Origin of the sequence: Comamonas sp. GCA5 (genome assembly GCF_036541385.1) — a bacterium.
Taxonomy (GTDB): Bacteria; Pseudomonadota; Gammaproteobacteria; order Burkholderiales; family Burkholderiaceae_C; genus Comamonas; species Comamonas aquatica.
Map to the genome: position 1 here is coordinate 1 of NZ_JAZHFR010000094.1, position 12,350 is coordinate 12,350.

A 12,350-nucleotide genomic window follows, 5' to 3' on the forward strand; every position below is an offset into this window, starting at 1 on the left:
CGTGAAGGCCACGGGCTGCGTCGGTGCCAGGCTGGACACCTGGGGAATGACGAGGTCGGGCGGGCCGGACGGGGCCGGCGCCGGCGCTTCGCTGGCGCCGCCTTGCTTGACCTGGTGCAGCACCAGGCCGGTCAGGGCGGCCAGCAGCAGGGCCTGGATGGCGGCGATGGTGTGCAGGCGGTCCTTGGTCACGGCCTGCTTCGCCAGCTGCGCACGTGCCTGTGACAGCGAGCTGGCGCGGGTCAGCGTCTGCAGTGTGTGCTGGCGCACATGCTGGTAGTACAAGGCGTTGCCCAGGGTGCCCGGCACCACACACAACAGCATGCCGACCAGCAGGCACAGGGCCAGTTCCAGCGGCAGCGGCAGCCGCCCGTGCACGCCGCCCCACCACACCAGCAGCAGCGCGGCTAGCAGGCACAGGTACAGGGCCGCCGGGCGCCACAGCTTGCGCAGCACCAGCCAGGCCAGCGTGCAGAAGGCGGCGCCATGGTTCCAGGTGGGCACGGCCTTGCCCAGGGTCTCGAAGCGCTGGAAGTGCCGTTGGTAATACGCTGCGTTGACGGCGCCGACGCTCAGCCGATACAGGTCGGGCATGATGCCCGCGTCCCCGGAGGAGGGGGCAGGCGTGAAGGCGTTGGAGCGGGAAGGCGTCGCAGGCATGCGGGCGATTGTGGCATGGCCGGTGTGCGGCCCTGAATTGTTAAACAATGTCTGTTACACCCGGCCCACACGGTGGTCGCAGGGGGTTGCGCCGTGACTTTTGGGCGCACAGCCTTGCGCAGGCTTTTACACTGGCGGCTTTGTTTTCGCGGCGTGGCCCCTGCTTGGGGGCCGTGCCCACCGTGGCGGCTGTGCAGGCCGCCGTACTACCGAGTCAGTGGGTCATGCAACAACACGAATGGCAGTTTTTCCGGGCGGGCGGGGTGGACCAGGTCACCATCCGCACCGGTGCAGATATCGCAAACATTGGGCAACTGGATCAGAAGCTGTGGGTGGCCCTGGCCTGTCCGACACGCGGCATTGAATTCGACAGCGCCACGCTGGACATGATCGACCTGGATGCCGACGGGCGCATCCGCGCGCCGGAACTGGTGCAGGCCTGCGAATGGGCGGTCTCCATGGTCCAGGACCCGGAGGTGCTGACCACCGGGTCGGACGTGCTGCAGCTGTCGTCGCTGCGCGGGGATTCCGACGAGGCGCGGGCCCTTCTGGATGAAGCCCGGCGCATCCTGGCACTGCAAGGGCGCAGCGGCACCGACAGCGTCTCGCTGGCTGAGGTGCAGCAGCGGCTGACGACGCTCAACAGCATGCCCTTCAACGGCGACGGCATCCTGAACCCCGTGACCCTGGCCGACCACCCCGCGCTGGCCGCCCTGGTGGAACGCATCATGGCCGCCTATGGCAGTGCCCCGGGGTGTGACGGCCAGCCGGGCCTGGGCCGCGCGCAGCTGGACAACTTCTTCACCGACGTGCAAGCGATTGCCGACTGGCATGCGCGCGCCCAGTCCAACACCTGTGCCCTGCCCACGCAGGAGCAGGCCGTGGCTGCCGCGCAGGCGCTGAACGCCGTGCAGGCCAAGGTCGAGGACTTTTTTGCGCGCACGCGCCTGGCGGCTTTCGACGCCAGCGCCCTGGTGCCGCTGAGCCCGTCCGTCGAGGGCTACGCCGCCCTGGGCAAGCAGCTGCTGAGCCAGCAGGACGCCGCGATTGCCGCCCTGCCCGTGGCCACCGTGGTGGCCGGGGGCGAGCTGCCGCTGACGCAGGGCATCAACCCCGCCTGGGCCGAGGCGATGGCCACCCTGCGCACCACGGCCGTCGAGCCGCTGCTGGGCCCGCTGGACAGCCTGAGTGCCGCGCAGTGGGCGCAGCTCAAGGCGCAACTGGCGCCGTGCCAGGCCTGGCTGGCGGACCACCCGGCGACCCCGCTGGGCACGGTGGCGCAGGCCGAGGCACAGGCACTGCTGGACAGCGGCATGCAGCAGCAGTTGCAGGACTTCATCCAGCACGATGAGGACGAAAAGCAGCACAGCGTGCACGCGATCGCGCTGGAGAAGCTGATCCGCTACCAGCGCGACCTGCTGGTGCTGCTGAACAATTTCGTGGCCTTCTCGCAGTTCTACAGCCGCCAGGGCGCGGCCTTCCAGGCCGGTACCCTGTTCCTGGACGGGCGCAGCTGCGACCTGACGGTGGATGTGGCCAACCCCGCTGCCCACGCCACGCTGGCCGGCATGGCCAAGGTCTTCCTGGCGTATTGCGAGTGCCAGCGCAACGGCCAGAAGCGCCACATCGTGGCCGCCTTCACGGCCGGGGACGTGGACTTCCTGTTCGTCGGGCGCAACGGCATCTTCTACGACCGTGCCGGTCAGGACTGGGATGCCACCATCACCAAGCTGATCGAGAACCCCACCAGCATCGGCCAGGCCTTCTTCTCGCCCTACAAGAAGTTCGTGCGCATGGTCGAGGAGCAGGTGGCCAAGCGCGCAGCCGCCAAGGACGCCTCGGTCACCGCCAGCCTGGACGCCCAGGCCAGCAAGCTGGTCGACGTGAGCAAGGGTGCTGCCGCCGCGCCGGCACCCGCTGCGGCGGCGGGCAAGAAGACCGATGTGGGCACGGTGGCCGCCATCGGCGTGGCGCTGGGCTCCATCAGCACGGTGCTGGTCGGCATCTTCGGCAAGTTCGTGGAGCTGGGGCCGTGGATCCCCGTGGCCTTGCTGGGCATCATCCTGGCCATCTCCGGCCCCAGCATGCTGATTGCCTGGCTCAAGCTGCGCGAGCGCAGCCTGGGCCCCATCCTGGACGCCAGCGGCTGGGCCATCAATGGCCGCATGAAGATCAACCTGCAGCTGGGCAATTCGCTGTCGCAGGCGGCCAAGGTGCCGTTGAGCGCCAAGCGCATCACCCACGACCCGTTTGCCGACAATCACACCGCCCGCTGGGTCTGGGGCGTGGTGGCCGTGCTGGTGCTGGCCGCGCTGGCCTGGCGCTGCGGCTGGCTGGACCGCGTGCTGCCCCAGCCCTGGCAGTACGAGGCGGTGATGGCTGAGGTGGCGCCGCCGCCGGCGGCCACGCCTGCGCCTTGAGTGGCGTCCTATAGCCCCCACAAGCCAGCGCCTGCTGGCTTTTTCATAGTTGCAGGCGCAGGATGGATAAGGGCTAGAGGCCGTTTTTGGCCTGAAATTGCGGGAGACCGATCCGTGCCGGCCTCCGCAGCGGTCGATCGTGCCGGCCCGGTGCGGCCCGAACACGCAGTCCCCAAAGGCCAGGGGGCGCCGCGGCAGGTGCCTGCCATGGCCATGCCGCCAGCGCCCGCAGCGCGGGTTGCGAGAGGGGGCGGCGGGCTTACCAGCCCTTGGCGGCCAGCGCCTTGGCGATCTTGTTGCGCGGCACGGTGGGCTTGGGCACCTTGAAGTCGAACCAGTTGCGCACATCCTCCTCCACGCCGATGCCGTGCATGAAGTTGTAGATGGCTTTCTTCAGCCCCACGCCCAGGGCGTCGTGGTCCACGCCGGTGGGGTCGATGAAGGGGATGTCGTTGCGCGCAAACGTGGCGGGCGGCAGCGCGGGCAGGGTCACGCCGTAGGCCTGCGGGTTTTGGCCCACGGGCGAGTGGATGGTGCAGGCAAAGCGGTGAAAGAACCCGCTCTGGATGCAGCCGTTCTCGAACAGCTGGCGCACATACTCCAGCGCATCCACCGTGTCCTGCACCGTTTGCGTGGGAAAACCGTACATCAGGTAGGCGTGCACCAGAATGCCCGCGTCGGTCAGCGCCTTGGTCACGCGCGCCACCTGTTCCACGCTGACGCCTTTTTTCATCAGGTCCAGCAGGCGGTCCGAGGCCACTTCCAGCCCACCGGACACGGCGATGCAGCCGCTGTCGGCCATCAGCTGGGCCAGCTCGGGGCTGAAGGTTTTCTCGAAGCGGATGTTGCCCCACCAACTGATGTCGGTGCCGCGCGCGATCAGCTCCTGGGACAGGGCCTTGAGCGCCTTGGGCGGTGCGGCCTCGTCCACGAAGTGAAAGCCGGTCTGGCCGGTTTCGGCCACGATGGCGTCGATGCGGTTGGCCAGCTCGGTGGCGCTGGCGCCTTCGTAGCGGCCGATGTAGTCCAGGCCCACGTCGCAGAAGCTGCACTTCTTCCAGTAGCAGCCGTGGGCAATCGTCAGCTTGTTCCAGCGGCCGTCGCTCCACATGCGGTGCATGGGGTTGAGCATGTCCAGCAGCGACAGGTAGTCGTGGATGGGCAGGCCGTCCCAGGTGGGCGTGCCCACCTCGGCAAAGGCGATGTCGGCTTCCATCATGTTGATGTACTGCACCGCGCCTTCGTCGTTGCGCACGAAGGTGCGCACCAGGCGCGAGCGGCCACGCTCGCCGCGCAGGTGTTCCAGCAGCGCCAGCAGCGGGCGCTCGCCCGCGTCCAGCGTGATGAAGTCGAAGTAGTCGAACACGCGCGGCTCGGCCAGCGTGCGCAACTCGGTGTTCACAAAGCCGCCGCCCAGCACCAGCGTGATGTGCGGAAACTCGGCCTGGATGGTCTGGGCGATGCGGAAGGCTGCGTAGACCGAACCCGGGAAGGGGGTGGACAGCAGCACCACCGTGGGGCGGTGGCGCCAGATGGCCTTGCGCGTCAGCTTGGCCAGCGCGTCATCGACCAGGGTGGGGGCGGCGGCCAGGGCCTCGGCCAGCGGGTCGAAGGTGGGCTGGTTGCCCGACAGCGACTCGGCATAGCGCACAAATTCAAAGCGCGGGTCGGCCGCGTCGCGGATCACGTCGGCCAGGTCGTTCAGGTACAGCGTGGCGTAGTGCTTGGCCCGGTCCTGCTGGCCCAGGGCGCCAAAGGCCCAGCCCACGGGGTCGCCCGAGCCATCGTCCATGTAGTGCTCCAGCGCATCGAAGCGCGGGCCCTCGGGCAGCCAGGCGCGGCTGACGATGCGGTGGCTCAGCGTGCTGTCCTTGCCCTGCAGGAAGGCGATGACGCGGTTCACCGTGGCTAGGTATTGGTCGCGCTGGCCCATGAAGCTTTGCAAGGCGGGGCTGAACAGGCGGTCCGGGTCGGCGTCGTACTGCGCCTGCACCAGGTCGATGATCTGTGTCAGGCCGTCGCGCGACAGCAGCTTGAGCACCAGGGCCAGGGCCAGGTCTTCCTGCACCGCATCCACCCCGCGCGAGCGCAGAAAGCCCGTCAGATAGGGCGCAGAAGGGTAGGGCGTGTTGAGCTGCGTCATCGGCGGGATGAGCGACAGCACGCGGGTGTCAGGAGCAGTCATGAGGGTTCAGCAGGCCGGCGGGGCGGCACGCAGGGCCGCACAACAAAAGCCCGGCTGGGCAGCAGGGCGGGGCGATATTGTCGCTGGCTTGGCGAAAAAGCGCCGGCACCAGGTTTCTGGCGGCCCGGCCCCAGGGTCTGCGCGGGCGCAAAAAAGCCACCCGCTGGTGGCTGTGAAGGAAGGAAGCGGGGGGACGTGCCTCAGTTGGCAGAGAGCTTGCGCTCTTTCACCACGCGGCCCCACTGCTCATATTCTTTTTCATGAACGCCGCCAGTTCCTGGCGCGTGGTGGGCTGCGGGGTCAGACCATGGTCGTTCAATGCCTTTTTCACGCCTTCGTCGTTCAGGGCCTTGACGATTTCCACGTTCCAGCGGTCCAGGATGGCCGTGGGGGTTTTGCTGGGGGCCACGAAGGCGTACCAGTTCAGGGCCTCAAAGCCGGGGTAGCCGGCTTCGGCCACGGTGGGGATGTCCGGCATGTAGGCCGGGCGTGTCAGGCCGGTGGTGGCCAGGGGGATCAGCTTGCCGGCCTGCACGTGTGGCAGCGCGGTGGGCGGCGCGGCGAAGTAGCTGGTCACGCGCTCGCCCAGCAGGTCCTGCAGGGCCGGTGCGCCGCCCTTGTAGGGCACGTGCACCATTTCCACGCCGGCGCGCTGGTTGAACAGCTCGCCCGCCAGGTGCGAGGCCGAGCCGGCGCCGGTGGAGGCGTAGTCCACCTTGCCGGGCGACTTCTTGGCCAGCGCCACGAACTCCTGCAGGTTCTTCACCCCCGCGCCCTTGTGCACCACCAGCACGTTCGGGAAGTTGACGCCCCCGGACAGCGGCGCCAGGTCCTTGAACGGGTCGTAGGTCAGCTTCATCAGGTGCGGGGCGATGGTCAGCGGGCCGACCGAGCCGAACAGGATCACCGATCCGTCGGTGGCGGCATTCGCCACCTGGCCGTGGGCGATGTTGCCGCCCGCGCCGCCCTTGTTCTCCACCACCACGGACTGGCCGATGTTCTCGCTCAGCTTCTTGGCGATCAGGCGCGCGGCGGCGTCGGCCGCGCCACCGGCGGCAAAGCCCACCACCATGGTCACGGGTTTCTTGGGCGGGAAATCCTGGGCCAGGGCCGGCAGACCGCCCAGCAAGCCGGCGCTGAGCAGCGCGGCCGAGGATTGGATGAGGGTGCGTCGTTGCATGCGGTATCTCCTGAATGGGTGTTATGTTTTGGGTGTGGGGGAGTTCAGCGCCGCGGGGCTTGTGGCCCCGCACGCCTCAATCGGCCCCCAGGCCGATGGGGTTGGGTTGGCGTTTTTCGGTGGCGTGGCGCAGCAAGGCCGCGGTGCGGAACACGCCATGGGCAAACTTGCCGTAGGGCAGGGTGGCGAACAAGGCCATCACTGCGCCCAGGTGCAGGCACAGCAGCAGGGCCAGGGCGGGGGTGGCCCGGGCCCACCACAGCGCCAGGCCGCTGGTGGCCACCAGGAACAGCAGGGCGATGAAGCCCAGGTCCATGGGTTTTTGCTGGGCATCGCCATGCAGCGGGTGGCGGCGGCGGTTGAGGCGCCACAGGCCGGCCGTGCCCAGGGCCAGCATCACGCCGCCCGTGCCGCCCAGCAGCTTGGGCAGGCTGGGCAGGTCGTAGGGCGCGGCCCAGCCCAGCAGGTAGTGGTAGAGCGTGGCCACGCCGGTGGCGGCAAAGCACAGCAGGAAGCCGTAGAAGGTCAGGTGGTGGCAACGGCGGCGCTGCAGGGTGTAGGCGTCGTCCTCGTTGTGGCAACCATCGCCGTGGCCGCCATCCAGGTACTTCAGGCGCAGCACGTCGCCGGTGGCCTCGGCGGCTGCGGGCCGGCTGACGTCGGCGCCGCTGGTGGCGGGTTTGATGTCCTTCCAGAAACGGCGCACGCCCATGGACAGCGCCAGCACCACGAACAGGAACACCGGCGCAAACAGGCCCACCAGCAGGTTGTGCGGGAACAGGTTATAGAAATTGGCGCCCAGGTCGGCCCCCCACAGCGCGCCCAGGCCGCCGCCTTGCAGCACGGCGCCCAGCACCAGGAACAGGCTCAGCGCGGCCACCAGGGCCAGCGACAGTGTCAGGCCGTTGCGCTGGTACAGCTGGCCCAGCGCCGGGGGCCAGGCGTAGTCGGCATAGGTCTGGCCGCGCACCTCGGCCATGGCCTTGGGGATGTTGATGCCGAACTCGTGTGGCGGGGCGTACTGGCAGGCGTGCAGGCAGGCGCCGCAGTTGTGGCACAGGTTGGCCAGGTAGTTCACATCGGCCTTGCCAAACTCCAGGCGGCGCGTCATGGCCGGGAACACGGCGCAAAAGCCCTCGCAGTAGCGGCAGGCGTTGCAGATCTGCATGACGCGCGCCACTTCGCCTTCGGCCGCGCTCAGGGGCAGGATGGGGATGACCTTGCCGCTGTGGCCAGAGGCCAGGGCCTGGGCTTCCTGGCCCAGCGTTTCAAAGGATTGCATGCTCATGGTGGCTTACACCTCGTCTTTCACGGCGCCGTGTTCGGCGTCCTTGCCTTGTGCGGCCAGTGCTGCGTTGCGTCCGGCGATGCGGCCAAAGGCCGTGCCGATGGACATGCCCACACCGGCGGTGTAGCCCTTGCCCAGCACGTTGCCGGCCATCATTTCGCCGGCCACAAACAGGTTGCGGCTGGGCTGCCCTGCAAAGCGCACGGCGGCGGTGTCATCGGTTTCAAGGCCCAGGTAGGTGAAGGTCACGCCGGGGCGCAGGGCGTAGCCGTAGAACGGTCCGGTGTCGATGGGGCGGGCCCAGTGCGTCTTGGCGGGCGTCACGCCTTCGGTGTGGCAGTCGTCCAGCGCCGTGTGGTCGAATTGGCCCACCTGGCAGGCACCGTTGTAGGCGTTGAGCGTGCGCATGAAGGTATCCACGTTCAGCCCCAACTTCTGCGCCAGTTCGGGCAGGCTGTCGGTCTTGACGCCGGGGAACACGGGCGGCATGAAGCGCCCGATGGCCTTGCTGTCGATGATGGAGTAGGCAATCTGTCCGGGCTGCTGGGCCACCAGGCGGCCCCAGATGGCGTAGCGCTTGGGCCAGAAGTCCTCGCCCTCGTCGTAGAAGCGCTCGGCCTCGCGGTTGACCACCACGCCCAGGGAAACGCAGTCGATGCGGGTGCAGATACCGCCGTCGTACAACGGTGCGCGCGCGTCGATGGCCACCATGTGGGCCTGCGTGGGGTCGCCAATGCCGTCGACCTGGTGGTCTTCCAGCAGGTGCTTGAGCAGCACCCCCTTGTTGAAGGCTGTGCCACGGATGATGAAGTTGTCGGCCGGCCATTCGCCGCGCGCGTTCTGGCCCCAGGCCTCGCGCAGCCATTCGCGGTTGGATTCAAAACCGCCGGCGGCCAGCACGCAGCTGCGGGCGGTGATGCGCTGGCCGTTCACATAGGCTGCCTTGAAGATGCCGTGGTCGATGTCGATGCGATCCACGGGCGACTCGTAGCGAATCTCCACACCCAGTGCTTCGGCACTGCGGTAATAGGCGTTGACCAGGGCCTTGCCGCCGCCCATGAAAAACGCATTCGTACGTGCCACGTGCAGCGCGCCCGACAGCGGGGGCTGAAAGTGCACGCCGTGCTGGCGCATCCAGTGGCGGCAGGTGGAGGAGGCGCGGATCACCATGCGCGCCAGGTGCTCGTTGGTGATGCCCCCCGTCACCTTCAGCAGGTCTTGCCAGTATTCCTCTTCGGGGTAGGCCTCGACCAGCACATCCTGCGGCGCATCGTGCATGCAGCGCAGGTTGCGGGTGTGGGCGGAGTTGCCGCCGCGCCATGCGCGCGGTGCGGACTCCAGCAGCAGCACGCGGGCACCTGCTTCGCGCGCCATCAGCGCGGCGCACAGGGCGGCATTGCCACCACCGATGACCAGAACATCGGTGTCCATGAATCTCTCTCCTTGCAGTCTCACTCGTGGGGAAGATCGACTGTAGGGAGCGCGCCCGGCCCTGGGCAGGGGGTCCAGGGAATAGGGGTATCAGTTTTTGTGATGGCTCAGCGTGGCGCCGGCCCAGGCGCCGCTGGTCACCAGGTGCTCGGCGCAATCGCGCAGCACCACGCGGGCCGCCAGCGCGGCGGGCGACAGCTCATCCTCCGACAAGCCGCACAGCATGGCCGGGCGGCGCACCTGGCCATCCACAATCTCCGACCACAGGAATTCGCCCTGCGTGGCGTGGTGCAGCTTGACGGCCGACCAGGGCTGCACCGTGGCGCCCATGCCGGCCATCACGGCCTCCATCAGCAGCGGCAGGCCGTCAATCTCCAGCGCCATGTTCAAGGGCAGGCCCGCATGCGCGAAGGCGGTGACGATGGCGTTGCGCAGCCCGTGGCTGCCCGATGGCAGGATCAGCGGCACGCCGCCCATCTGCGCCATGGTGGTGGTGGCCGTGTGCGGGCACACCGGGCGGCGCTTGGACTGGATCAGGTAGAGCTTTTCCTCCAGCAGCGGCTGCACGCTCCAGCGGCGGGCGCCCTGTGCATCGAACAGGATGGCCAGATCCAGCTGGCGTGCATTCAGCAGGCTGGTCAGGTGGCCCGACAGCGCCGACACCATGTGCAGGCGCACCTCCGGGTAGCGCAGGCGCAGGGCCTGCATGAACGGCAGGCCCAGGACCGAGGCAATCGTGGGCGACAGCCCGATGCTCACGGCACCCGACAGCCGCGCCTGCTGGGCCGCGTGGATGGCCTGCTCGGCATGCCGCAGCGTTAGCTGGGCCTCGTGGAAAAAGGCCAGCCCGGCCTCGGTCGGGACCGTGCCTTTGCTGGAGCGCTGCAGCAGGCGGGTGCTGAGTTCGCTCTCCAGGCGGCTGATCTGCTGGCTCAGGGCGGACTGCACCATGTCCAGGTCCATGGCGGCGCGGCTCATGGAGCCCAGTTCCACCACACGCACGAAGTAGCGCAACTGGCGCAGTTCCATAGGTGGCTCACAGTGAAGACAGAAAACGCGGGCGCGATGCCCCCGCACCAGCCGGCATGGTAGCGGCCCCGTGAGGGCGCCGCCGTGCACGGCCCGCATGGCGTGGCATTGCGCTTGCTTATCTGCGGCCATGCCTGACCTGATCCTGACCCCCGAACCCCTGACGCCTGCGCGCTTTGCCCCTTTTGGCCAAGTGGTGGCCGTGCAGGGGCAATCGCCCGCGCTGCCCGCCTGGCCCATCAACGGTGGCAACGCCGTGCGGCATGAGCTGCTGACCGACCTGCAGCTGACGGCCGAGGGCGGCGTGCCCATGCTGGCGCTGTTCAGCGCCCAGGCGCGGCAGTTTCCGCTGGCCGTGACCGAGCTGGAACGCCATGCCCTGGGCAGCCAGACCTTTGTGCCGCTGGGCACGCAGCGCTTTGTGGTCGTGGTGGCCCGCCCCGGCCCGGCGCCCCAGGCGGGCGAGCTGCAGGCGTTCGTCACCGACGGCCGCCAGGGCGTGGTGCTGGCACCGGGGACCTGGCACCACGCCCTGCTGGCGGTGGAGGGCGGGGATTTTGTGGTGGTGGAGCGGCGCGCGGCGGTGGTGGATTGCGAGGTCTGCCGTTTGGACCCAGGGGTGCAGTTGCGGCTCTAGCGCCACGGCGCCCATGAAAAAGCGCCCGCAGGGGGCGCTGGTGGGGGCTGCGGTGCCTAGGGCTTGAAGTCCAACCCCTGCTGCACGGCATCGCGCATGCGCTGGTCGCGCTCGTCACCGGGCATGGGCTTGCGGTTGCGGTCCTCGATCTGGGCGTCCGACTCTCCAAACACCGGCGGGGGCGAGCGCGTGATCTCGCCTTTGGGCAGGTAGGAGGGCTGGGCCTGGAAGTACAGCAGCAAAGCGGCGCAGGTGGCAGCGGCGATCCAGCGGTTCTTGCGCTTCCAGCTCAGACCGAAGCCGATGGCAGCGATCACAAAGGGCAGGAGGTTGAGCAGCAGGATCATTTGGCGATGCTCACCATGGGCACGCTGTCCCCCAGCGTGGTGGTGGGCAGTTGGCCGTTCCATTTCTCGATCCAGGCGCGGTCATTTTCCAGCTTGCGCAGCTGCAGCACGCGGGCATCGACGGACTGGGCCAGCACCGATTGCGACATGGCTTCGGTTTCGGCCTTTTCCTTGTCGATGGCGCGCTGCAGCCGGGCTTCCTGCAGCTCACGCTCCAGCTGGGCCTTGGAAATCGCCAGCTGGGCCTCTTCCTTCTGGATGGCTTCCCGGCGCTCGGCCGCCGACTCCTGTGCGTCGGTGATGATCTTGGGGTATTTCAGGTTGGTGATGCCGACAAAGCGCACCGAGAACGGCGTCAGCGACTCGATGGCCTTGCCCAGCTGCAGGCGCAGGTCGGCGTTGATCTTTTCATTGCTGGAGGCGATCTCGCTGATCGACAGCTTGCTCAGGTACTCGCGCACCTCGGCCTGGATGATCTGGCTGGCATAGGTGCGGTACACCTGCTCGTTGGCAATCGTCGAGACATGCTCCGACATCTCGGTGGGGGCGATCGCATTGAACAGCTCTGCCGTCTTCTTGGGGTTGATGCTCAGCGTCGCACGGATGGTCACCTCCAGGTTCAGCTTGTCTTCGGGGATGAAGATGCTCATGGCCTCCTGGTAGGCCTTGTCGGAGACATCCAGCAGCACCAGTCGGTCGCAGTAGGCCCAGCACTTGCCCAGCCGGAATTTGGAGGTGGGGATCAGGTTGTCCTGGTAGCCATCCTTGGTCATGATCTTGCCGATGTGGGCCGGTGGCACCTCGACCTTCTGGCCGCATGCGGCCAGGGTCACCACGGTGGCGACAGCGGCCAGCATCTTCGTGTACTGCGTCAGTTTGCTCATTCTCGTCCGCCTCGTTTGCGGCATCGTGCTGGTCCTTGTGCCCGGGTGGGGGGCACAGCCTCTGTGCACCAGCATGGAGCATGTATCACACCACAGTTTCGCGGCGCCACGGTGGAGAGCTCCGCCGAGCAGGCCCCAGCTGCGCCCATCGTGTGGGCCAGATCAAACAGGTGCCGCATGGCCCGTGGGCACAGCGCACGCCGGTGCCAGCCCACGACGCCACAGCCCCGCGGCCATGGCCTGCGGGGCTGTGGTGCAGGGCGGGGCCTCAGGCCGTGGCGGCCAGCTG

At 68.0% G+C, this 12,350-nt stretch carries 9 protein-coding genes and 1 pseudogene; 2 read left to right on the forward strand and 8 right to left on the reverse strand.

Going from position 1 to position 12,350, the window contains the following annotated elements:
• Positions 1-660: DUF2628 domain-containing protein (locus SJH88_RS16495; protein WP_274755113.1), on the reverse strand; the 660-nt coding region annotated here is incomplete at its 3' end.
• A 224-nt stretch (positions 661-884) separates the two neighbouring features.
• Here SJH88_RS16495 and SJH88_RS16500 point away from each other — a divergent pair.
• Positions 885-3,080: a hypothetical protein gene (locus SJH88_RS16500; RefSeq protein ID WP_274755114.1), complete on the forward strand. Its 2,196-nt coding sequence runs from the start codon at positions 885-887 to the stop codon at positions 3,078-3,080.
• A gap of 259 nt (positions 3,081-3,339) precedes the next feature.
• Here the strand turns inward: SJH88_RS16500 and SJH88_RS16505 are convergent, their stop codons facing one another.
• From SJH88_RS16505 to SJH88_RS16525, 5 genes and pseudogenes are all read right to left on the reverse strand, one after another.
• A complete protein-coding gene (locus SJH88_RS16505; protein WP_270148734.1) occupies positions 3,340-5,265 on the reverse strand; it encodes a B12-binding domain-containing radical SAM protein in 1,926 nt (641 codons plus the stop codon).
• A 200-nt stretch (positions 5,266-5,465) separates the two neighbouring features.
• Positions 5,466-6,445: pseudogene (locus tag SJH88_RS16510) on the reverse strand (Bug family tripartite tricarboxylate transporter substrate binding protein).
• Between the two features lie 76 nt (positions 6,446-6,521).
• Entirely contained in the window at positions 6,522-7,727 is a 1,206-nt protein-coding gene (gene tcuB / locus SJH88_RS16515) for a tricarballylate utilization 4Fe-4S protein TcuB (protein ID WP_043384262.1), read from the reverse strand.
• A 12-nt stretch (positions 7,728-7,739) separates the two neighbouring features.
• On the reverse strand, positions 7,740-9,164 hold the full coding sequence (gene tcuA / locus SJH88_RS16520; protein ID WP_274755115.1) for an FAD-dependent tricarballylate dehydrogenase TcuA: 1,425 nt from the start codon (positions 9,162-9,164) through the stop codon (positions 7,740-7,742).
• Between the two features lie 90 nt (positions 9,165-9,254).
• Positions 9,255-10,193 carry a LysR family transcriptional regulator gene (locus SJH88_RS16525; protein ID WP_274755116.1) on the reverse strand — a complete coding sequence of 313 codons (939 nt, stop codon included), beginning with the start codon at positions 10,191-10,193 and terminating at the stop codon, positions 9,255-9,257.
• Positions 10,194-10,323: 130 nt separating this feature from the next.
• Between SJH88_RS16525 and SJH88_RS16530 the strand changes: the two genes are divergently transcribed.
• On the forward strand, positions 10,324-10,830 hold the full coding sequence (locus SJH88_RS16530; protein WP_274755117.1) for an ureidoglycolate lyase: 507 nt from the start codon (positions 10,324-10,326) through the stop codon (positions 10,828-10,830).
• Between the two features lie 56 nt (positions 10,831-10,886).
• On the opposite strand, the gene SJH88_RS16535 is transcribed toward SJH88_RS16530, so the two are convergent.
• Both SJH88_RS16535 and SJH88_RS16540 read right to left on the reverse strand, forming a co-directional pair.
• Complete coding sequence (locus SJH88_RS16535) at positions 10,887-11,177, reverse strand: hypothetical protein (protein ID WP_274755118.1); 291 nt, start codon at positions 11,175-11,177, stop codon at positions 10,887-10,889.
• Complete coding sequence (locus SJH88_RS16540) at positions 11,174-12,061, reverse strand: SPFH domain-containing protein (protein ID WP_231499186.1); 888 nt, start codon at positions 12,059-12,061, stop codon at positions 11,174-11,176. The genes SJH88_RS16535 and SJH88_RS16540 overlap by 4 nt, the downstream gene beginning before the upstream one ends.
• Between the last annotated feature and the right edge of the window lie 289 nt (positions 12,062-12,350).

Coding starts and splice junctions, on each gene's coding strand:
- SJH88_RS16500 (WP_274755114.1), top strand. CDS start 885: ATGCAACAACACGAATGGCAGTTTTTCCGGGCGGGCGGGGTGGACCAG.
- SJH88_RS16505 (WP_270148734.1), bottom strand. CDS start 5,265: ATGACTGCTCCTGACACCCGCGTGCTGTCGCTCATCCCGCCGATGACG.
- tcuB (WP_043384262.1), bottom strand. CDS start 7,727: ATGCAATCCTTTGAAACGCTGGGCCAGGAAGCCCAGGCCCTGGCCTCT.
- tcuA (WP_274755115.1), bottom strand. CDS start 9,164: ATGGACACCGATGTTCTGGTCATCGGTGGTGGCAATGCCGCCCTGTGC.
- SJH88_RS16525 (WP_274755116.1), bottom strand. CDS start 10,193: ATGGAACTGCGCCAGTTGCGCTACTTCGTGCGTGTGGTGGAACTGGGC.
- SJH88_RS16530 (WP_274755117.1), top strand. CDS start 10,324: ATGCCTGACCTGATCCTGACCCCCGAACCCCTGACGCCTGCGCGCTTT.
- SJH88_RS16535 (WP_274755118.1), bottom strand. CDS start 11,177: ATGATCCTGCTGCTCAACCTCCTGCCCTTTGTGATCGCTGCCATCGGC.
- SJH88_RS16540 (WP_231499186.1), bottom strand. CDS start 12,061: ATGAGCAAACTGACGCAGTACACGAAGATGCTGGCCGCTGTCGCCACC.